Source organism: Streptomyces sp. NPDC002795 (assembly GCF_042888725.1).
Lineage (GTDB): Bacteria > Actinomycetota > Actinomycetes > Streptomycetales > Streptomycetaceae > Streptomyces.
Genome location: NZ_JBIAQB010000013.1, coordinates 116212 through 134819, shown reverse-complemented (window position 1 = coordinate 134819; position 18608 = coordinate 116212). Strand labels below are relative to the sequence as shown.

General features: G+C 70.7%; 17 protein-coding genes. 6 read left to right on the top strand and 11 right to left on the bottom strand.

What is annotated here, in order from left to right; all coding sequences use genetic code 11:
• Positions 1 to 49 precede the first annotated feature (49 nt).
• A complete protein-coding gene (locus ACFYWS_RS33240; protein WP_389282621.1) occupies positions 50 to 1687 on the top strand; it encodes a cytochrome bc complex cytochrome b subunit in 1638 nt (545 codons plus the stop codon).
• On the opposite strand, the gene ACFYWS_RS33235 is transcribed toward ACFYWS_RS33240, so the two are convergent.
• Both ACFYWS_RS33235 and cimA read right to left on the bottom strand, forming a co-directional pair.
• On the bottom strand, positions 1684 to 3024 hold the full coding sequence (locus tag ACFYWS_RS33235) for a hypothetical protein (protein WP_389282619.1): 1341 nt from the start codon (positions 3022 to 3024) through the stop codon (positions 1684 to 1686). The two genes, ACFYWS_RS33240 and ACFYWS_RS33235, sit on opposite strands and share 4 nt — an antisense overlap.
• Positions 3025 to 3063: 39 nt before the next feature.
• Positions 3064 to 4692: a citramalate synthase gene (gene cimA, locus ACFYWS_RS33230; protein ID WP_389282618.1), complete on the bottom strand. Its 1629-nt coding sequence runs from the start codon at positions 4690 to 4692 to the stop codon at positions 3064 to 3066.
• Positions 4693 to 5332: 640 nt separating this feature from the next.
• On the opposite strand from cimA, the gene iscB reads away from it, so the two are divergent.
• Positions 5333 to 6727: an RNA-guided endonuclease IscB gene (gene iscB / locus ACFYWS_RS33225; RefSeq protein ID WP_389282617.1), complete on the top strand. Its 1395-nt coding sequence runs from the start codon at positions 5333 to 5335 to the stop codon at positions 6725 to 6727.
• A 101-nt stretch (positions 6728 to 6828) separates the two neighbouring features.
• Here iscB and ACFYWS_RS33220 read toward each other — a convergent pair whose 3' ends face one another.
• From ACFYWS_RS33220 to ACFYWS_RS33200, 5 genes are all read right to left on the bottom strand, one after another.
• Positions 6829 to 8154, bottom strand: coding sequence for an MFS transporter (locus ACFYWS_RS33220; protein WP_389282615.1), 1326 nt, complete (start codon positions 8152 to 8154; stop codon positions 6829 to 6831).
• Positions 8155 to 8234: 80 nt separating this feature from the next.
• The gene (locus ACFYWS_RS33215) at positions 8235 to 9209 is read right to left on the bottom strand and encodes a DUF2891 domain-containing protein (RefSeq protein ID WP_389282614.1); all 975 of its coding nucleotides are present in this window, start codon (positions 9207 to 9209) and stop codon (positions 8235 to 8237) included.
• Positions 9210 to 9290: 81 nt separating this feature from the next.
• The gene (gene pcp, locus ACFYWS_RS33210) at positions 9291 to 9950 is read right to left on the bottom strand and encodes a pyroglutamyl-peptidase I (RefSeq protein ID WP_389282612.1); all 660 of its coding nucleotides are present in this window, start codon (positions 9948 to 9950) and stop codon (positions 9291 to 9293) included.
• Positions 9951 to 9959: 9 nt separating this feature from the next.
• A complete protein-coding gene (locus ACFYWS_RS33205) occupies positions 9960 to 10919 on the bottom strand; it encodes a DUF979 domain-containing protein (RefSeq protein ID WP_389282611.1) in 960 nt (319 codons plus the stop codon).
• On the bottom strand, positions 10916 to 11635 hold the full coding sequence (locus tag ACFYWS_RS33200; RefSeq protein ID WP_389282610.1) for a DUF969 domain-containing protein: 720 nt from the start codon (positions 11633 to 11635) through the stop codon (positions 10916 to 10918). The genes ACFYWS_RS33205 and ACFYWS_RS33200 overlap by 4 nt, the downstream gene beginning before the upstream one ends.
• A gap of 172 nt (positions 11636 to 11807) precedes the next feature.
• Between ACFYWS_RS33200 and ACFYWS_RS33195 the strand changes: the two genes are divergently transcribed.
• From ACFYWS_RS33195 to ACFYWS_RS33185, 3 genes are read left to right on the top strand one after another with little or no spacing between them, the layout of a single operon-like run.
• Positions 11808 to 12572, top strand: coding sequence for a LamB/YcsF family protein (locus tag ACFYWS_RS33195; protein WP_389282608.1), 765 nt, complete (start codon positions 11808 to 11810; stop codon positions 12570 to 12572).
• On the top strand, positions 12569 to 13309 hold the full coding sequence (locus ACFYWS_RS33190; protein WP_389282607.1) for an allophanate hydrolase subunit 1: 741 nt from the start codon (positions 12569 to 12571) through the stop codon (positions 13307 to 13309). The genes ACFYWS_RS33195 and ACFYWS_RS33190 overlap by 4 nt, the downstream gene beginning before the upstream one ends.
• Entirely contained in the window at positions 13306 to 14163 is an 858-nt protein-coding gene (locus tag ACFYWS_RS33185; RefSeq protein WP_389282605.1) for a biotin-dependent carboxyltransferase family protein, read from the top strand. The genes ACFYWS_RS33190 and ACFYWS_RS33185 overlap by 4 nt, the downstream gene beginning before the upstream one ends.
• On the opposite strand, the gene ACFYWS_RS33180 is transcribed toward ACFYWS_RS33185, so the two are convergent.
• The 4 genes from ACFYWS_RS33180 to ureA all read right to left on the bottom strand — a co-directional run bounded on the left by ACFYWS_RS33180 (position 14153) and on the right by ureA (position 18221).
• On the bottom strand, positions 14153 to 14695 hold the full coding sequence (locus ACFYWS_RS33180; RefSeq protein ID WP_389282796.1) for a TetR/AcrR family transcriptional regulator: 543 nt from the start codon (positions 14693 to 14695) through the stop codon (positions 14153 to 14155). The two genes, ACFYWS_RS33185 and ACFYWS_RS33180, sit on opposite strands and share 11 nt — an antisense overlap.
• A 66-nt stretch (positions 14696 to 14761) precedes the next feature.
• Complete coding sequence (locus tag ACFYWS_RS33175; protein ID WP_389282604.1) at positions 14762 to 15790, bottom strand: agmatine/peptidylarginine deiminase; 1029 nt, start codon at positions 15788 to 15790, stop codon at positions 14762 to 14764.
• A gap of 11 nt (positions 15791 to 15801) precedes the next feature.
• Complete coding sequence (locus ACFYWS_RS33170) at positions 15802 to 17514, bottom strand: urease subunit alpha (protein WP_389282602.1); 1713 nt, start codon at positions 17512 to 17514, stop codon at positions 15802 to 15804.
• On the bottom strand, positions 17511 to 18221 hold the full coding sequence (gene ureA / locus ACFYWS_RS33165) for an urease subunit gamma (protein WP_389282601.1): 711 nt from the start codon (positions 18219 to 18221) through the stop codon (positions 17511 to 17513). Before ureA ends, ACFYWS_RS33170 begins: the two co-directional genes overlap by 4 nt.
• A 142-nt stretch (positions 18222 to 18363) precedes the next feature.
• Here ureA and ACFYWS_RS33160 point away from each other — a divergent pair, with 142 nt between their 5' ends.
• Positions 18364 to 18534 carry a hypothetical protein gene (locus ACFYWS_RS33160; RefSeq protein WP_389282600.1) on the top strand — a complete coding sequence of 57 codons (171 nt, stop codon included), beginning with the start codon at positions 18364 to 18366 and terminating at the stop codon, positions 18532 to 18534.
• The last annotated feature ends 74 nt before the right edge of the window (positions 18535 to 18608 follow it).

Genomic DNA, 18608 nt, shown 5'->3' with positions numbered 1-18608 from the left:
CCGCACTCCCCCATCCGTCACCTCCGTGAGCAGCCACGGGAGGAACCGGATGTCCGCACGTACGGAACGCAACGCGCCCGCCCCCGCCAAAGGCGAACGCCTCGCCGACTGGGCGGACGGGCGGCTCGGGATCTACGGACTCGGCCGCACGTATCTGCGCAAGGTGTTTCCCGACCACTGGTCGTTCATGCTGGGCGAGATCTGCCTCTACACCTTCCTCATCCTGATCCTCACCGGCGTCTATCTGACGCTCTTCTTCCATCCGTCGATGAACGAGGTGACGTACGACGGCAGTTACGTGCCGCTGAAGGGCATCCGGATGTCGGAGGCGTACTCCTCGACGCTCGACATCAGCTTCGACGTGCGGGGCGGTCTGCTCATCCGGCAGATCCACCACTGGTCGGCGCTGATCTTCGTCGCGGCGATGTTCGTGCACATGATGCGGCACTTCTTCACCGGCTCGTTCCGCAGGCCCCGCGAGCTGAACTGGCTGTTCGGCTGGTTGCTGCTGTTCCTCGCCCTCTTCGAGGGTCTGCTGGGCTACTCGCTTCCCGACGACATGCTCTCCGGCGCGGGCATGCGGCTGATCGAGGGCATGACGCTCGCCATTCCGGTCGTCGGCACGTATCTGTCGTTCTTCTTGTTCGGCGGCGAGTTCCCGGGGGACGACATCGTGGCCCGCTTCTACTCGATCCACGTCCTGCTGCTGCCCGGCATCATGGCGGTCCTCGTCGTCACCCACCTGATCCTGGTCTTCTACCACAAGCACACGCAGTATCCGGGCCCGGGAAAGACCGAACGCACCGTCGTGGGCGAGCCGTTCTACCCGAACTACGTCGCCAAGGCGGGCGGCTTCTTCTTCCTCGTGTTCGGCGTGGTCACGCTCGTCTCGGCGGTCGCGTCCATCAACCCGGTCTGGGTGTACGGCCCTTACCGCCCGGACCACGTCTCCACCGGCGCCCAGCCGGACTGGTACCTGGGGTTCGCGGAGGGCCTGGTGCGGGTGATGCCGGGCTGGGAGATCGTGCTGGGCGGCCACACTCTCGCGCTCGGCGTCTTCATCCCGTTCCTGGCGTTCCCGCTGTGGCTGGTGCTGATCGGGGTGTATCCGTATCTGGAGGCGTGGATCACCGGCGACAAGCGGGAGCACCACCTCCTGGACCGGCCCCGGAACCGCCCGGTGCGCACGGCCCTCGGGACGGCCTGGCTGACCGGCTTCCTCGTCGCGATGGCGGCCGGCGGCAACGACCTCTGGGCCACGCACTTCCACCTCTCGGTGAACGCCATCACGTGGTTCGCTCGGGTGGCGCTGTTCGCGGGACCCGTCCTCGCGTTCATCGTGACGAAGCGGGTGTGCCTGGGGCTCCAGCGCCGCGACCGGGAGAAGGTCCTGCACGGCCGGGAGACGGGCCGCGTCAGGCGCCTCCCCCACGGCGGGTACGTCGAGGTCCACGAGCCCCTGGACCAGGGCGAGTCCTACCGCCTCACCCAGCACGAACAGCCCGCCGCCCTGGCCCCGCTCCCGGACGAGGACGAGCACGGCGTACGCCGTCGGGTGCGGGCGGCGCGGCGGCTACGGGTGGCGTTGTCGCGGTGGATGTTCGGGGAGGGGACACAGGTGCCGAAGGCGCGGGCGGCGGTCACGGCCGGGGACCGCGATGAGGGCGAGCGGCAGGAGGTTCGCTAGAAGCCGCCCCCGAAGTCGCCGCCTCCCCCGCCACCACCGAAGTCGCCCCCGCCACCGCCGTCGCCGAAGCCGCCGAAGTCGCCCGGGTCGAAGTCGGAGCCGGAGACGTCGCCGCCGTCGAATCCGCCGCCGCCGTAGTCACCGCCGCCGTAGTCGGCGGCGTAGGCGGGGCTCGCCAGCATGGAGCCGAGCACCGTGCCGACGAGCAGGCCGGGCAGCATGCCGCCGCCGAAGTAGCCGCCGGCCCACGGGCCGTACGCGGGACCCGCCTCGTAGTACGGGCGGCGCTCCCCCGCCCCCGCGTCGACCGTGCGCACGTGCGGGTCCTCGCCGTCCCGCAGCCGTGTCGCGTCCGCCGCGCAGACCGGGACCTCGCGGGAGGCGCCGCCGGGCGGCGTCCACTGGGCGTCCTCGGTGGAGGGGCCGTGGCGCGGGTCGAAGAAGCACGGCGCCCTGCGCTCGGGCAGCGGGCGGCCCTCGCGGCGCGCGGCGAGCTGCGCGAGGGAGAACCGGCCGTCCTCCAGGGCCTGCGTCACACCGCGTACGTCGTCGGGCCGCCGGGCGTCGTTCATGTACTGCTTGGCCTTCTCGTACGCGTCGAGCGCCCGCTCGAAGTCCGCGCGCATCGCGTCGTCGGCCCCGGCCTCCGCCGGGTGGAAGTCGAGCCGGTCGAGCTCCTCGCCGAACGCGGTGATGTCCTCGTCCACCACGACCCGCAGCTTGTCGAGGGCCTCGCGCTGCTCCTCCTCGCGCCGGCGCCGCTTGCGCCTGCTCAGGGCGTACGCACCGGCTCCGCCGACCACGACGACCGCGCCGACGCCGATCAGGGGGCCGACGGAGACGCCGCCGTCGCCGCCACCCGCGTCCCAGGCGGCCGGGGACGAGCCCTTGGCCGTACGGACCGACGTACTCACGAAATCGTCGAGCTGGCTCTTGGTCGACTGGCCCTGAACGCTGTCCACCGCGTTCTGGACGGCCTGCTGCGACATGACCCGGGAGTCCGCGCGCGCGTCGAACCGATCGCCGAGGCGGACCCCGTACACGCCCACGATCCCGGTCTTCGACCGCAGGTCGGTGAACAGCTTCTGCGTCGGGAAGTCGGCGGGCAGCACCGCCACCATCACCGGCTTGTCCGCGTCCTTGATCCTGCTCTCGAGCGCGTCGACGTCGTCCGACGTCAGGCCGTGGGCCGCGCCGGGCGCGACGTAGACAGGGCTCTTCTCCAAGGCGTCGGCCACGGTGGACACGTCCGTGGCCGCCGAGGCGGGTGGCGCCACCATGAGGGTGGCGCCCAGAGCGAGGAGCGGGGCGGCGAGGGCGGCGATAAAGGGCCTCATGTATCGACGCTAACTCGCTTTGCGCACAAATGCGGGTGCTTACTCGACCGGTTCCACGCCAGCCCGCAGCAGCCCGAAGGTGTAAGCGTCCTCAAGAGCGCCCCACGACGCCGCGATCACGTTCTCGGCGACGCCGACCGTGGACCACTCGCCGGTGCCGTCGCTCGTGGAGATCAGGACGCGGGTCGTGGAGGACGTGCCGTGCTTGCCCTCCAGGATGCGGACCTTGTAGTCGACCAGCTCCAGCTTCGCGAGCTGCGGGTAGATCCGCTCCAGGCCGACGCGGAGCGCGCGGTCGAGGGCGTTGACCGGGCCGTTGCCCTCCGCGGTGGCGACGATGCGCTCGCCCTTGGCCCACAGCTTCACGGTGGCCTCGTTGGCGTGGGAGCCGTCGGGGCGGTCCTCGACGATCGCGCGCCAGGACTCGACGCGGAAGTACTTGCGCTCCCTGCCCTCGACCTCGGCGCGCATCAGCAGCTCGAACGACGCGTCCGCGGCCTCGTACGTGTAGCCCTGGAGCTCGCGCTCCTTGACCCGCTCGACGACCCGGCCGACCAGCTCGCGGTCGCCGCCGAGGTCGACGCCGAGCTCCTTGCCCTTGAGCTCGATGGAGGCGCGGCCCGCCATGTCGGAGACCAGCATCCGCATGTGGTTGCCGACGAGGTCCGGGTCGGTGTGCTGGTACAGGTCCGGGTCGACCTTGATCGCGGAGGCGTGCAGGCCCGCCTTGTGCGCGAACGCCGAGACCCCCACGTAGGGCTGGTGCGTGGACGGGGTGAGGTTCACGACCTCGGCGATGGCGTGCGAGATCCGGGTCATCTCGCGCAGCGCGCCGTCGGGCAGGACCTTCTTGCCGTACTTGAGCTCCAGGGCGGCGACGACCGGGAAGAGGTTGGAGTTGCCGACGCGCTCGCCGTAGCCGTTCGCCGTGCACTGGACGTGGGTCGCGCCCGCGTCCACGGCGGCGAGGGTGTTGGCGACGGCGCAGCCCGTGTCGTCCTGGGCGTGGATGCCGAGCCGGGCGCCGGTGTCGGCGAGGACGGTGGAGACGACCGCCTGGACCTGGGCGGGCAGGAAGCCGCCGTTGGTGTCGCAGAGGACGACGACGGAGGCGCCCGCCTCGTGCGCGGCCCGGACGACGGACTTCGCGTACTCGGCGTTGGCGCGGTAGCCGTCGAAGAAGTGCTCGCAGTCGACGAAGACCCTGCGGCCCTGCGCGACCAGGTAGGAGACGGTGTCGCGGACCATCTCCAGGTTCTCTTCGAGGGTCGTGCGCAGGGCCAGCTCGACGTGCCGGTCGTGCGACTTGGCGACCAGGCAGACCACCGGGGCGCCGGACTCCAGCAGGGCCCGCACCTGCGGGTCCTCGCTCGCCTTGGCGTTCGCCCTGCGGGTGGCGCCGAAGGCGACGAGCCGCGCGTGCTTGAAGTCGATCTCTTCCTTCGCGCGGGCGAAGAACTCGGTGTCCCGGGGGTTGGCGCCGGGCCAGCCGCCCTCGATGAAGCCCACGCCGAAGTCGTCCAGATGCCGGGCAATGGTCAGCTTGTCCGCGACGGTGAGGTTGATGCCCTCGCGCTGCGCGCCGTCGCGCAGCGTGGTGTCGAAGACGTGGAAAGCGTCGGAGGAATCGTCGAGTTCGCCGGTGCGTTCGCTCGGGTTGCTGCTCATGCTGATCTGGCTCCTGTATGGGATCTCGGTCTACCGGAATGACCGGTTCCACCGTCCATCTATGATCCCTCGCGCTCTCCGTCCGGCTAAGGGTGGGCCAGAAACAGAAAAACCCCTCGCGGGTGCGAGAGGTCTGCGCGCGGGTCGAGGACGACGGTGTCCACCTGTACCGGGTCGTACGAGGTGGTCACTGCGGACCGGCGCGCCTGCTGCCAATAATCATTGCCAACGAGAGCACGCCCGCAGTCTGCCACAGCCCAGCCGAGGGCCGAGCCGTGGTCTCACGATGCGGTCAGGCGGGCGCATCACCCACATGGGCTAAGCGGATCGGTTGTGCGGGCTGGAGTTCAACACGGTGGCTAGCTTCACGAGCAGCAAGGATCTTCGTCCATTGTTCTCGTCCCGTAACGGGATCCCCCTCCCATTTGAGGGCCACCGTTACCAGCACCAGCCAACACAGCATCATTGGAGGTGAACGAAGTTGGCTACGTTTCACGTAGGCGAGAAGACCCACCAGTCCGTGCTTCCTCAGCGGTCTGCTCTGGAATCCGAGTCAGTAGACACCCCCCGGATCGGGGACGAAACAGGGCCCGGACACCGCACTCGTGCGGTAACCGGCGTGGAACATGTGCGAGGGGAGATGCCCGACACCTCACCTGGCGTCGGGCACGTCACCCCCAGCCGTCCGGCTGGGGAGAGGGCCCGTGAGGGCCACCCCATCGTGTTCGTCCTGGACAAGCACGGCCGTCCACTGCAACCGACCAACCCCGCCCGGGCCCGCAAACTCCTCAAGCAGGGCCGGGCCGTCGTGGCTCGGCACACCCCGTTCGTCATCCGGCTCAAGGACCGCACCGTCGCCCAATCCGAGGTGGACGGGGTGGAACTCGGCATCGACCCCGGCTCCAAGCACACCGGGATCGCCGTGTTCACCGCCAAGGATGGTGAGCGCCGTGGCCTGTACGCGATCGAGTTGTCCCACCGGGGCGGGACCATCCGGGACAAGCTGGCCGCCCGCGCCGCCTACCGGCGTGGTCGCCGATCACGCAACCTGCGCCACCGTGCGCCTCGTTTCGCCAACCGGACCCGTCCCGAAGGCTGGCTGGCCCCATCGCTTCGTCACCGCGTGGACACCACCATGTCGTGGACGAAGCGGCTCGCCCGCTGGGCACTCATTCGCGCCGTGCACGTGGAACGTGTCGCCTTCGACGTGCACGCCATCACCAACGGCGGCCCTCTGGAGGGAGCCGAGTATCAGCACGGCACTCTGGCCGGGACCGAGGTTCGCGAATACCTTCTGGCCAAATGGGGCAGGGCCTGCGCCTACTGCGACGCCACCGGCGTACCCCTCAACGTCGACCACATCCACCCCCGCTCACGCGGCGGCAGCGACCGCATCTCCAACCTGTGCACCGCCTGCATCCCCTGCAATGACAAGAAGTCCAACCAGCCCGTCGAGGACTTCCTCAGGGACTCTCCGCGCCGTTCGGCGCGCATCCTCGCCCAGGCCAAAACCCCACTCCGCGACGCGGCGGCCGTCAACTCCACGCGGCGGGCGCTGTGGCGCGCCCTGAACGCCACCTTCCCCACGGTGCACACCGCATCCGGTGGCCGTACCAAGTGGAACCGGCAGCGCACCAGCACGCCGAAGACCCACACGTTGGACGCCCTGTGCGTAGGCCGTTTCGACGTTCTCGCCCGCATCCCGGCCCGCGTCCTCGCGGTCGCGGCTACCGGACGCGGCACATACGCCCGTACCCGCACCGACAAGTACGGCTTTCCCCGCCTGCGTCTCCCCAGGCGGAAGCACGCCTTCGGCTACCAGACGGGAGACCTCGCCCGAGCCGTTGTCCCCAGTGGCAAGAAGACCGGCACACACACCGGCCGGATCGCCGTCCGGGCCACCGGCAGTTTCAACATCAAAACCGCCCACGGCCTAGTCCAGGGCATCCGCCATCAACACTTCCGCCTCCTCCAACGAGCAGACGGCTACGGCTACAGCACCCGCGCAGAAGGAACCCCGACGCCTGTCCGCTGACGACAGTGGAGAGTCGCCAGCGGACAGACGTCGACCAGCGGCCCTTGCGATGCGCGACCACCCGCCCACTCGCTCGGCGGGCAGAGCTGCGCACGATGTGGTCAGGCGTTCTGCTTCGCGGGTTCGCCGCTGACGGGTGCCTCCGCCTTGACCTTGTTCAGGTCGATGTCGCGGGTCTCGCGCATCAGCAGGTAGACGATCAGCGAGACGGCCGCGCACCCGGCGACGTACCAGTAGTAGCCGGACTCGATGCCCGCGTCCTTGAACCAGAGGGCGACGTATTCGGCGGTGCCGCCGAACAGGGCGTTGGCGATGGCGTACGGGAGGGCGACGCCGAGGGCGCGGATGCCCGTCGGGAAGAGTTCCGCCTTTACGCAGGCGTTGATGGACGTATAGCCCGTGACGATCACGAGAGCGAGCAGCGAGAGGCCGAGGGCCGGCCAGAACGAACCCGCGTGCTGGAGCAGCGTCATGATCGGGACCGTCAGGAAGGTCGAGCCGATCGCGAAGGTGATCAGGAGCGGGCGGCGGCCGATCCGGTCGGAGAGCGCTCCGGCGACCGGCTGCAGGCAGGCGAAGACGACGAGCGCGCAGAACGAGACGAGGGTCGCCGTCTCCTTGCTCAGGCCCGCCGAGTTGGACAGGTACTTCGTCAGATACGTCGTGTACGTGTAGTACGCGACGGTGCCGCCCATGGTCAGCGCGATGACCAGGAACGCCTCGCGCTTGTGCGCCCACAGCGCCTTGAGGGTGCCCTTGTCGTCGCCGCCCACGGTGGCGTCGGCGTCGGCCGACTCCTCGTAGACGTCGGTCTCCAGCATGTTGCGGCGCAGGTAGAAGATGACCGCCGCGCCGAGGGCGCCGACGATGAACGGGATGCGCCAGCCCCAGCTGTGCAGGGCCTCGTCGGACATCGTGCGCTGGAGCAGGATCTGCAGGCCGAGGCCGACGATCTGGCCCGCCGTCATCGACACGTACTGGAAGCTGGAGGCGAAGCCGCGCTTCTCCGGGCTGGACGCCTCGGTGAGGTACGTGGCGCTGGCCGCGTACTCGCCGCCGACCGAGAGGCCCTGGAGCAGGCGCGCGATCAGCAGCACCGCGGCGCCGCCGTATCCGGCCACTCCGTAGGTCGGCGCGACGGCGATGAGCACCGCCGACGCGGACATCAGGCTGACCGTGAGCGTCAGCGCGGCCTTGCGGCCCTTGCGGTCACCGACCCGGCCGAGCAGCCAGCCGCCCACGGGGCGCATGAAGAAGCCGACGGCGAAGATGCCGGCGGTGTTCATCAGCTGGGCGGTCGGGTTGTCGCTCGGGAAGAAGGATCCCGCGAAGTACGTCGCGAAGCTCGCGTACACAAACCAGTCGAACCACTCGACCATGTTCCCGGCCGAGCCGACCAGGACCTTCTTCCATTGTTCTCGTTCCATAATCGGCAGGTTGCGGGACGGGCCTCACCCAGAGCAAGGGTGTACCTGACAACGATCACGCTTACTTGCGTTCATAGTGTTCAGGCACGGGATTCACGGGCCAGTTCGGCGAACGTCGCGAGCCAGTGGTCGGTCGTGAAGTCGCCGCTCTCGACGGCCGGAAGCCCGGCGTCCAGGTGCTCCTGCGCGGCCTTCGTGAGCCGCTCGCGCACGGCTCCCTGCGGCAGGGCGTTCGCGATCGCGCGCAGGGCGGCGGCGCGGGAGAGCGCGAGGCCGAGGAGGTGGCCGATCTGCGGGTCGCTGTGGTCGGAGACGACCGGTACGTCGAGCAGGGGGCAGGGGGCGCCGGTGGCGAGGGCGGGGAGGAAGCGGTCGAGCCAGGCGGCGAAGTCGTCGGCGTTCTCGGATTCACCGTGCTCGAACACGCGGCGCATCGCGTCGGCCTCTGCCAGGGACGGCGACAGGAAGTCCTGGCCGGAGGGCTCCCAGTGGGCGGGCGCGTCGTGGTCGTCGGCGAACCAGCTGCGCAGGCGGTCGCGTACGGCGTCGAGCGTGCGGGCGGGCAGCCCGGCCCGCTCCCCCGTGTCGAGGATGAGGCCGAGGGCGAAGGCGCTGTTGGGGTGGTTGCCGTGGCGTACGGGATACGTGGCCTTGGGCAGCCAGTCCGCGAGGAGGCGGTCGACCGCGTCCACGGCGGGGGCGAAGGCCTCCGACCAGCGCGTGCCTTCGCATTCGGCCGCGAGTGCGATCAGCCAGGCCCAGCCGTAGGGGCGCTCGAAGCTCGGGCGGGCGAGGAGGTACTCGGCTTCCCGGGCGAGGTTCTCGCGCGTGAGGTGGCGGTCCAGTACGTCGGCGTGGGCCTCGGGCCGGGTCCGGAGCAGCAGCCAGTGCATGTGGACGGAGCTGTGCCAGTCGTAGGCGCCGTAGAAGGCGGGGTGGAGCTCGGAGGGGCGGGTCGTGTCGTCCGGTGAAGTGAGCAGGTGTGCGGGGAAGTTGGGGTATTCGCGGGTGACGTTGGCTGCCGCCAGCTGGGCGGTTTGCTCCGGGGTGGGCATGTGTTTCCGTTTCGGTTCGTCGCCGGGTGCGGTTCTCGTGTGGTTGCGTCTTTTGCGCAGTTCCCCGCGCCCCTAAAAGCGTCAGTGCGTTGCGCCCTCCGTTACTCGGAGGTCGTCGGTGGTCGATGCCGCCGCGAGCAGCAGCGCCCGGATGCCGGTGGCTACCGTTTCGACGGGGAGTGCCGGTGCCGCGCCGTCCGTGACCTGCTCCGGCACCCACGGCACGTGGACGAAACCGCCCCGCACGCCCGGGAGTTCGGTCGCCAGGAGGTGGCCGAGGCCGTACGCCACGTGGTTGCAGACGAACGTTCCCGCCGTGTTGGACAACGCCGCCGGGACCCCCGCCTCCCGCATCGCCGCCACGCACGCCTTCACCGGCAACGTGGAGAAGTACGCCGCTGGTCCGCCCGGCACCACTGGTACGTCGATCGGCTGGGACCCGGTGTTGTCGGGGATGCGGGCGTCGTCGACGTTGATGGCCACCCGCTCGACGGTGACGCCGGGGCGCCCGCCCGCCTGGCCGAGGCAGACGACCAGGTCGGGGCGGGTCTCGGCCACCGCGGCCCGCAGCACCGTCAGTGACTCGCCGAAGACGCACGGGAGTTGGACCGCCGTGACGTCCAGGCTGGTCGGTGGCGCGGCGGCGACCGCCTCCGCCGCCTGCCACGACGGGTTCACGGACTCACCGCCGAACGGTTCGAACCCGGTGAGCAGAACACGAGGCGTCGACGACCCCGGCATACGGACCTCCTAGAACGCGAAGAGCGACATGATCACGATGTTGCAGCCGAGGAGCGCGAAGCCCGTCGGCAACTGGGCCTTGATCGGCCCGTACTGGTCCTTCAGTTCGAGGAGTGTCGCCGGGACGATGTTGAAGTTGGCAGCCATGGGCGTGACGAGCGTGCCGCTGAAGCCCGCGAGCATGCCCATCGCGAGGACCGCCGGCTCGTTGCCGCCCATCTGCTGGATGAGCACCGGCCAGCCGATCGCCGCCGTCATGACGGGGAACGCGGCGAACGCGTTGCCCATGATCACGGTGAACAGGAACATGCCGACGCAGTACGCGATCACGGCCAGGTACTTGGAGTTGTCCGGCAGCACGGCGTTGGTGATCCTGCCGACCTGGCTGCCGACACCCGCGACCGCGAAGATCGAGCCGAGGACGGACAGGAGCTGCGGCAGCAGCAGCGCCGCGCCCATCGCCTCCAGCATCGAGCGGCCGGAGTGGATCGGCGTCGACACCTTGCGCTCGCCGGTGACCAGCATCCCGACGACGAGCGCCACGACGCAGCCGACACCGAGGCCGAGGAGGGTGGCCTGGCCGGTCTCGAAGAGGCCCGATTCGTCGAGGAAGGAGGCGCAGACGATCGCGACGATCGGGATGGTGAGCGCCGGGATGAAGAGCTTGTTGCCGAGGCGGGCCGCCGACTTCTCGCGCTGGTCCTGCGTGGTGGTGACCGGTTCGCCCTTGCCTATGAAGTTGAACCCGGCGAGCGCGATCAGCACGAGGACGGCGACGCCGAGGGGTTCGGCGGGCAGCGCCTTCGAGCCGCCCGCGACCCCGGTGCCGTAGGGGAAGGTCAGTCCGAGCAGTCCCCAGAAGGCCGCCGATGTCCAGCGCTTGGGGTTGGTCCGGTCGGTCGCCATCTGCACGGCCATGACGACGAAGACGAGACCGATCAGCCAGTAGAGCCATTCGACCTTGATCACTTCGAGGGCTCCTTCGGCAGCGGGATCTCGTGTTCGGCGACGGCGAGCGCCATCTCGCGCTCCAGCTGCCTGTCGAGGAGCAGCAGCCGTGCGCCGTGGATGACGAAGGCGCAGACGGCCAGCGGGATGGCCCACAGCGCGAGCTGGGTGGGTTCGAGGTGCTCGTGGTACGTCGAGTTCACGAATCCGGTGATCAGCAGGATCGAGCCGATCGCGATGAAGCAGTCCTCACCGAAGAAGACGCCGACGGTGTCGGCGGACGCCGAGTAGGAGCGCACCTTCTCGCGCATCTTGTCCGGCAGTACGGACCCCGCCTTGCGTTCGGCGGCGGCCTCCGCCATGGGGGCGACGAGCGGGCGGACGGCTTGCGCGGGGCCGCCGAGGTTGTTGAGGCCGAAGGCGGCGGTGACCTGGCGGACCAGCAGATACGCGGTGAGGAAGCGGCCGGCGCTGAGATTGCCGAGTTTCCCGATGAGCGTGCGGGCCTGTTCGCGCAGGCCGTAGCGCTCCAGGAGGCCGATCACCGGCAGCACGATGGCGAAGACGGTGACGGAGCGGCTGTCGGCGAAGGAGGTGCCGAAGGCGGCGAGGATCTCCAGCGGGTTCATCTTGCCGAGCAGTCCGGTGACGATACCGGCGACGCCGACCACGAGGACGGGATTGCGGCGCGTGACGAATCCGAGGATCACCACGAGCACGCCGAGCAGAACGATCATGCGGCGGCCTTTTCGATGAGGGACGCACTTATGGATGAGAGATGCACGGACCTTAGGGGATCGTTCAACGATCTAACAAGAGGTTCCGGAGTTCGGACGTCCGGGCGGACTTTCCAGGGCGCGAAAATCCTGACCCTTGTCGGATCGTTGAACGATCCTCTACGTTGAGCCCGTGATCCAGGACGTCATCGACCTCAATGCCGACCTCGGCGAAGGCTTCGGCCGGTGGACCCTCACCGACGACGAGGCCCTGCTCTCCGTGGTGACCAGTGCCAACGTCGCCTGCGGCTTCCACGCCGGCGATCCCTCCGTGATGCGCCGGGTCTGCGACCTGGCCGCCGAGCGCGGTGTACGGATCGGGGCGCAGGTCTCGTACCGGGACCTCGCCGGGTTCGGGCGGCGCGCGATGGACGTGCCGCCGGACGAGCTGGCGGCCGAAGTGGCTTACCAGATCGGTGCGTTGCGGGTGTTCGCGGAGGCAGCCGGTGCCGAGGTGGCGTACGTGAAGCCGCACGGGGCGCTCTACAACCGGACCGTGCGCGACGGGGAACAGGCCCGCGCGGTCGTCGAGGGCGTGCGGCTCGCGGGTGGGGAGCTGCCGGTGCTGGGGCTTCAAGGGTCTCAACTGCTGGCTATTGCTGAGGAGTTGGGGTTGCGTCCGGTGCGTGAGGCTTTCGCCGATCGCGCCTACACCCCCGAGGGCACGCTCGTGCCGCGCCGCGAGCCGAACGCCGTCGTCGAGGACGCGGACGCCGTGGTGCGCCGGTCCGTCGCGTTCGCGGTGGACGGCGGGGTCGAGGCGGTCGACGGTACTCAAGTCGCCGTCGCCGCGCGGTCGTTGTGCGTGCACGGTGACACCCCGGGCGCGGCGGCCATCGCGGCGCGGGTGCGGGTTGCGCTTGAGGCGGCCGGGGTCAAGGTCGGGGCGTTCACGTGAGCGTGGAGCTGCGCGTCAGGCCCGCCGGGCGGCACGCGCTGCTGGTGGAGTTCGCCGACGCCGAGCAGGCGGGGGCGTTCCACGCGGAGGTGCTGCGCAGGCGGGGCGCGGGGGTGCTGCCGCCGGTGCGGGAGATCGTGCCGGGGGCGCGGACGGTGCTGCTCGACGGGGTGGCGGAGCGGGATGCGCTCGCGCGCCAACTGGGCGAGTGGAATGTGCCGTTGGGCGCCGTGGCGGACGGGGACGTCGTGACGATTCCTGTCGTGTACGACGGGCCCGACCTGGCCGAGGTGGCGGAGCTGTGGGGGGTGTCCGAGGAGGACGTGGCCGCGCGGCACGCGTCGTATACGTACCGGGTGGCGTTCTGCGGGTTCGCGCCGGGGTTCGGGTATCTGGCCGGGTTGCCGGAGGAGTTGCATGTGCCGCGGCGGGCGACGCCGCGGACGCGGGTCCCTGCCGGGGCGGTTGCGGTGGCCGGGGGGTACTCGGCCGTGTATCCGCGGGCTACGCCGGGTGGGTGGCAGTTGATCGGGACGATGCGGGACCCTGCCGGGTTGTGGGATCCGTCGCGGGAGCCCGCGGCGCTCTTGGCCCCCGGGACCCGGGTTCGTTTCGCCGCGGCGGCGTTGACGCCTCGGGGCTCCGCCCCGGACCCCGCGCCTCAATCGCCGGCGGGGCTTGATATGCCCGGTGTCGGGCGCTCGGAGGGGCCTGGTCACGGGGTGGTGGAGCCGTGAGCGGCAAGATCACCGTCACCCGCGGCGGAGCGCTCACCACCGTGCAGGATCTCGGGCGGGGTGGGCATGCCCACCTTGGCGTGCCCCGGTCGGGCGCGCTTGATGAAAGCGCGCTGCGGCTCGGCAACCGGCTCGTCGGGAATCCCGAGGACGCCGCCGTGCTCGAAACCACGCTCACCGGGTGTGCGCTGCGCCCCGATCGCGGGGTCGCCGTTGTCGTGGGCGGGGCACCCTGCCCGGTCACCGTCGACGGGGCGCCCGCGGCCTGGGGTGCCCCCGTGCACGTACCCGCCGGAGCGACCCTCGACGTGGGGGCCGCCAGTGCCGGTGTGCGGAGCTACGTCGCCGTCGCCGGCGGCATCGCCGTCGAGGCCGTACTCGGGAGCCGGTCCACCGATCTGCTCTCCGGGCTTGGGCCCGTCCCCTTGAGCACGGGCGACGTGCTGCCCGTCGGGGAGGCACCCGGTACGCGGCCCGCCGCACCCGTGGCGGCGCCGTGGCCCGCTCCCCCGGCCGAGCTCGTCCTGCCGGTGCGGTTCGGGCCGCGTGAGGACTGGTTCACCGAGGCCGCGCGCCGGACCTTCCGCACCGCCACGTACACCGTCTCGGGCAACAGCAACCGGATCGGGCTGCGTACCGAAGGGCCCGCCCTGGAACGGGAGTTGGAGGGTGAGCTGCCCAGCGAGGGGATGGTCCTGGGTGCCGTGCAGGTGCCGCCGGACGGGCGGCCCGTGGTGTTCCTCCACGACCATCCGACGACCGGCGGCTACCCGGTGATCGCCGTCGTGGAGGAGGCCGCGCTCGCGGCGGCGGCCCAGGCGGCGCCCGGGACCCCGATCCGCTTCACGCTTTAGGTTCCAGACCCTCGTCCAGGAATTCCCGTACGTGGCCCATGACCTGGTCCCGGTCCGCGCGCAGGCCGATCGCCACCGCGATGGAGAAGCCGTCGAGCAGCGCCCGCAGGCGGGTCGCGAAGCGGTCCGGGTCGAGCGTGGTGAACTCACCGCGTGAGGTGCCCTCGGCGAGCAGCGCCACGAGGTCGCGGTGCCAGGCGCCCTCGATGGCGGCCTGGCGGGCGCGCGCGTCGTCGTCGGCGTTGCGCGAGCGGTTGAACACCTCAAGCCACAGCGTCCAGTGCGGGTCGCGCGGCGCGTTTGGGACGTACAGGTCGACGTACGCGTCGAGGCGTTCACGCACCCCGGCCGCACGGACCAGCAATTCCCTGCGCCGCGCGCCCAGCCGGCCCTCGCTCCACTCCAGCGTGCGCAGCAGCAGTTCGTCCTTGCTGCCGAAGTGGTACGCGAGGTGCCCGCTGCTCATGCCGACCTCGCGGCCGAGGGCGGCGAGCGTCAGCCGTTCGAGGCCGTGCTCGGCGATCATCGCCATGGTCGCGGCGAGCACGTCCTCGCGCGGCGGCGCCGGTGTGCGCCTGCGCTGCGTCCCGGTCACCGCTCAGGCCCCCCCGAGCGGCTGCTGCTGGGTGATGCAGTGGATGCCGCCGCCCGCCGCGAAGATCGTGCGGGCGTCGACGAGGGTGACCGTCCGGGACGGGAAGAGCCTGCGGAAGATCGCCGCGGCCTCCTCGTCGTTCGGGTCGTCGAAGCCGCACAGCACCACGCCGTCGTTGCAGAGGTAGTGGTTGATGTAGGAGTAGTCGACCCAGCCCTCGTCATCGGAGAGCACCGTCGGGGCCGGGATCTCGACGATCTCCAGGGGCCTGCCCTGCGCGTCGGTCTGCCCGGACAGTACGCCGATGATCTCCCTGCTGACCTCGAAGTCCGGGTGCGCCGGGTCCCGCTGCGAGTGGACGAGGACGACGCCGGGAGCCGCGAAGGCCGCCACGATGTCGACATGTCCACGCGTGCCGAACTCGCCGTAGTCCGCGGTGAGTCCGCGCGGCAGCCAGATCGCCTTGGACGTGCCGATCCGGGCGTGGATCTCGGCCTCGACCTCCTCCTTCGTCCGGCCGGGGTTGCGGCCCGCGTCGAGCTGCACCGTCTCCGTCAGGAGCACCGTGCCCTCGCCGTCGACGTGGATGCCGCCGCCCTCGTTGACGAGCGACGTCGAGTGCGCGGGCACACCGGCGAGGTCCGCGACATGGCGCGCGATCTTCGCGTCGTGCTCCCAGCGGGCCCAGCTCTGCGCGCCCCAGCCGTTGAACGTCCAGTCCACGGCGGCCAGTTCACCGCTCTCGCGCGACGTGACGAACGTAGGGCCGATGTCGCGCATCCACGCGTCGTCCAGGTCCCGCTCGACCAGCTCGACCGCCGGGTCGAGGAGCGCCCTCGCGGACTCCGACTGACCCGTGCCGACGACCATCGTCAGCGGCTCGTGGCGGCGCACCGTGTTGGCGACCTTCGCCCACGCGGAGCGCGCCCCGGCCAGCTCGCTCGCGTCGGAGAAGGTCGGGTTGGGGCCCGGCCACGCCATCCACGTGCGCTCGTGCGGGGCCCACTCGGGCGGCATCACATAGGTCGTCATCGCTTGGGTCCTCACAGGAAGTAGAGGCGGTTGAGGGAGACGGACTCGGCCGGCTCGGAGCGCAGCGGGTCGCCGTCGAGGGTGACGAGGCCGGTGCGCTGGTCGACGTCGACCGCTCCGGTACGGGAGTTGAGGCGCAGGTCGGCCGGGCCGATGCCGCGCGTGCCGCGGACCGCGACGCGGCGCCTGCGGGTGGGCATCGTGTCGTGCCCGTCGTCGACGGCGGCCTGCGCGACGAAGGCGACCGACAGCTCGGCGGCCGTCGCTCCGTACGCCCCGAACTGCGGGCCGAGGACGAGGGGTTCGCAGGTGTCGGTGGCGGCGTTGGGGTCGCCCACCACCCCGTACGCGGGGAAGCCGGACTTCAGGACGAGCTGCGGCTTCGCACCGAAGAACTCGGGGCGCCACAGGACGATATCGGCCATCTTGCCGGGCTCGATGGAGCCGATCTCGTGCGAGAGGCCGTGTGCGATGGCGGGGTTGATGGTCAGCTTGGCCATGTAGCGCAGGACGCGCTCGTTGTCGTGGCCGACTCCCGGGTCGCCGAGCTCGCCCTTCATCTTCCCGGCCATCGCGAACGTACGGCGCACGGTCTCTCCCGCGCGCCCCATGCCCTGCGCGTCCGAGGACGTGATGCCGATGGCGCCCAGATCGTGCAGTACGTCCTCGGCGCCCATCGTCCCGGCGCGGATCCGGTCGCGGGCCATCGCGGCGTCGCCGGGCAGATCCGTCTTCAGGTCGTGGACGGAGACGATCATGCCGTAGTGCTCGGCGACGGCGTCCCGACCGAAGGGGAGGGTCGGGTTCGTGGAGGAGCCGATGACGTTCGGGACGCCCGCCATCTTCAGGACGTTCGGTACGTGGCCGCCGCCGCAGCCCTCGATGTGGAAGGCGTGGATCGTGCGGCCTTCGAGCACCTTCAGGGTGTCCTCGACCGACAGGCACTCGTTCAGACCGTCGCTGTGCAGGGCGACCTGGACGTCGTGCTCCTCGGCTACGCGAAGGGCGGTGTCCAGGGCGCGGGTGTGCGCGCCCATGTCCTCGTGCACCTTGAACCCGCAGGCGCCGCCCTCGGCGAGGGCCTCGACCAGCGGGGCGCCGTCGGAGGACGAACCCCGGCCCAGGAAGCCGATGTTGACCGGCCACGCGTCGAAGGCGGAGAACGCGTGCTTGAGCGCCCACGGCGAGTTGACGCCGACACCCCAGACCGGGCCGAACTCCTGGCCGATGATCGTGGTGACGCCGGAGGCGAGCGAGGCCTCCATGATGCGCGGCGACAGCAGGTGCACGTGGGTGTCGACGGCCCCGGCGGTGGCGATCATGCCCTCGCCCGAGACGATCGTCGTGCCCGTGCCGACCACGACGTCGACGCCGTCCATGGTGTCCGGGTTGCCGGCCCGGCCGACGGCGTGGATCCGCCCCTCCCGAATCCCGATGGAGACCTTCCTGATCCCCAGCGCGGCGTCGATCACGACCACATTGCTGATCACGATGTCGCAGGTGTCGCGGACCGCGGCGGCCTTCAGGTGCAGCCCGTCGCGCGCGGTCTTGCCGAACCCGGCGAGGAACTCGTCCCCGTAGCTCTGGGAGTCGGACTCGACCATGATGGTGAGTCCCGAGTCCCCGAGCCTGACGCGGTCACCGGCGCGCGGGCCGTGCGTCCCCGCGTACTCGTACGGGGTCAGTCGGCGGGCTTCGGCGGCGTGGCCTCCGGGGCGGCTCATCGGCCATCCTCCTCAGTCTCGACGCCCAGATATCCGCAGGCGGCGGCGCGGCGCAGCGCCTCCTCGCGGGCTCCGGGCGCGTCCAGCGGTCCGTCGACGAGGCCCGCGAACCCGATGGCGACGCGGGCCCCGCCGATCGGCAGCAACCCCACGTCCTGGGTCTCCCCGGGCCCGAACCGCACGGACGACCCCGCGGGCACCGCGAGCCGCATCCCGTACGCCTCGTCCCGTACGAAGTCCAGGCGCGGGTTGGCCTCGAAGAAGTGGAAGTGGGAGGTGACGGAGACCGGGACGGTCGCCGTGTTGGTGACGGTGAGCGTCAGCACGGGCCGCGGGTCCTCATGCTCGGGCCCCGGCAGCAGGGCGCCGGGGGCGTCCTCGCCCAGGGAGCCGGAGTCCTCGCCGGAGCCGATCGGATCGCTCACGACCGCGAGCCGCGAGCCGTCGTCGAAGACCGCCTCGACGTGCACCTCGGTCACCACGTCGGCGACGCCCGGCAGCACGTCGTCGGGCCCGAGCGCGGAGCGCGCCGCCTCGATCGCCTCGGCGAGCCGCCTCCCGTCGCGGGCCGCCTCGCAGACGGTGTCCGCGATCAGGGCGGTCGCCTCCGGCACGTTGAGCCGCAGGCCGCGCGCCTTGCGGGCCCGTGCGAGCTCGGCGGCACCGAACAGCAGCAGCCGGTCACGTTCCGTGGGGGTCAGTCTCACGCCGTCACGCCTCCTCGTCGTACTTAGAACGCCACTCTAAACGCCAGCGGCTCAGTTGCACACCGACCCCTGCCGTACTGAAGTGAGCGTATAGATCGCGGTTCCAATGACTGGAGCCCGGAGAAGTGGGAAGTTCCGGCCCATGACAGAGACCACGAGATCTCCCGCCCGGACGAGGGCGATCCGCGCGGCGAAGTACACCGCCGCCGGGCTCCTGCGCTGCGGGCAGGTCCTGCTCATCGTTCTCGGCGCGCTGGGACAGGCCTCGAAGAAGGGCTCGGGCAGCCGGTCGAGCGGGTCCGGCGGCGACTGACCTGCCCCCGGACACGCGTCGGCCCCCGTTCCGCGGGCGCGGGACGGGGGCCGAACTGCTCAGGCGTAAGCCGG

Excerpts from the sequence above, each read along its gene's own strand:
- ACFYWS_RS33240 (WP_389282621.1), top strand. The coding sequence starts at position 50 with ATGTCCGCACGTACGGAACGCAACGCGCCCGCCCCCGCCAAAGGCGAA.
- pcp (WP_389282612.1), bottom strand. The coding sequence starts at position 9,950 with ATGCCGGGGTCGTCGACGCCTCGTGTTCTGCTCACCGGGTTCGAACCG.
- ACFYWS_RS33175 (WP_389282604.1), bottom strand. The coding sequence starts at position 15,790 with ATGACGACCTATGTGATGCCGCCCGAGTGGGCCCCGCACGAGCGCACG.
- cimA (WP_389282618.1), bottom strand. The coding sequence starts at position 4,692 with ATGAGCAGCAACCCGAGCGAACGCACCGGCGAACTCGACGATTCCTCC.
- ACFYWS_RS33180 (WP_389282796.1), bottom strand. The coding sequence starts at position 14,695 with ATGGCGATGATCGCCGAGCACGGCCTCGAACGGCTGACGCTCGCCGCC.
- iscB (WP_389282617.1), top strand. The coding sequence starts at position 5,333 with ATGCCCGACACCTCACCTGGCGTCGGGCACGTCACCCCCAGCCGTCCG.
- ACFYWS_RS33235 (WP_389282619.1), bottom strand. The coding sequence starts at position 3,024 with ATGAGGCCCTTTATCGCCGCCCTCGCCGCCCCGCTCCTCGCTCTGGGC.
- ACFYWS_RS33170 (WP_389282602.1), bottom strand. The coding sequence starts at position 17,514 with ATGAGCCGCCCCGGAGGCCACGCCGCCGAAGCCCGCCGACTGACCCCG.
- ACFYWS_RS33160 (WP_389282600.1), top strand. The coding sequence starts at position 18,364 with ATGACAGAGACCACGAGATCTCCCGCCCGGACGAGGGCGATCCGCGCG.
- ACFYWS_RS33215 (WP_389282614.1), bottom strand. The coding sequence starts at position 9,209 with ATGCCCACCCCGGAGCAAACCGCCCAGCTGGCGGCAGCCAACGTCACC.
- ACFYWS_RS33200 (WP_389282610.1), bottom strand. The coding sequence starts at position 11,635 with ATGATCGTTCTGCTCGGCGTGCTCGTGGTGATCCTCGGATTCGTCACG.
- ACFYWS_RS33220 (WP_389282615.1), bottom strand. The coding sequence starts at position 8,154 with ATGGAACGAGAACAATGGAAGAAGGTCCTGGTCGGCTCGGCCGGGAAC.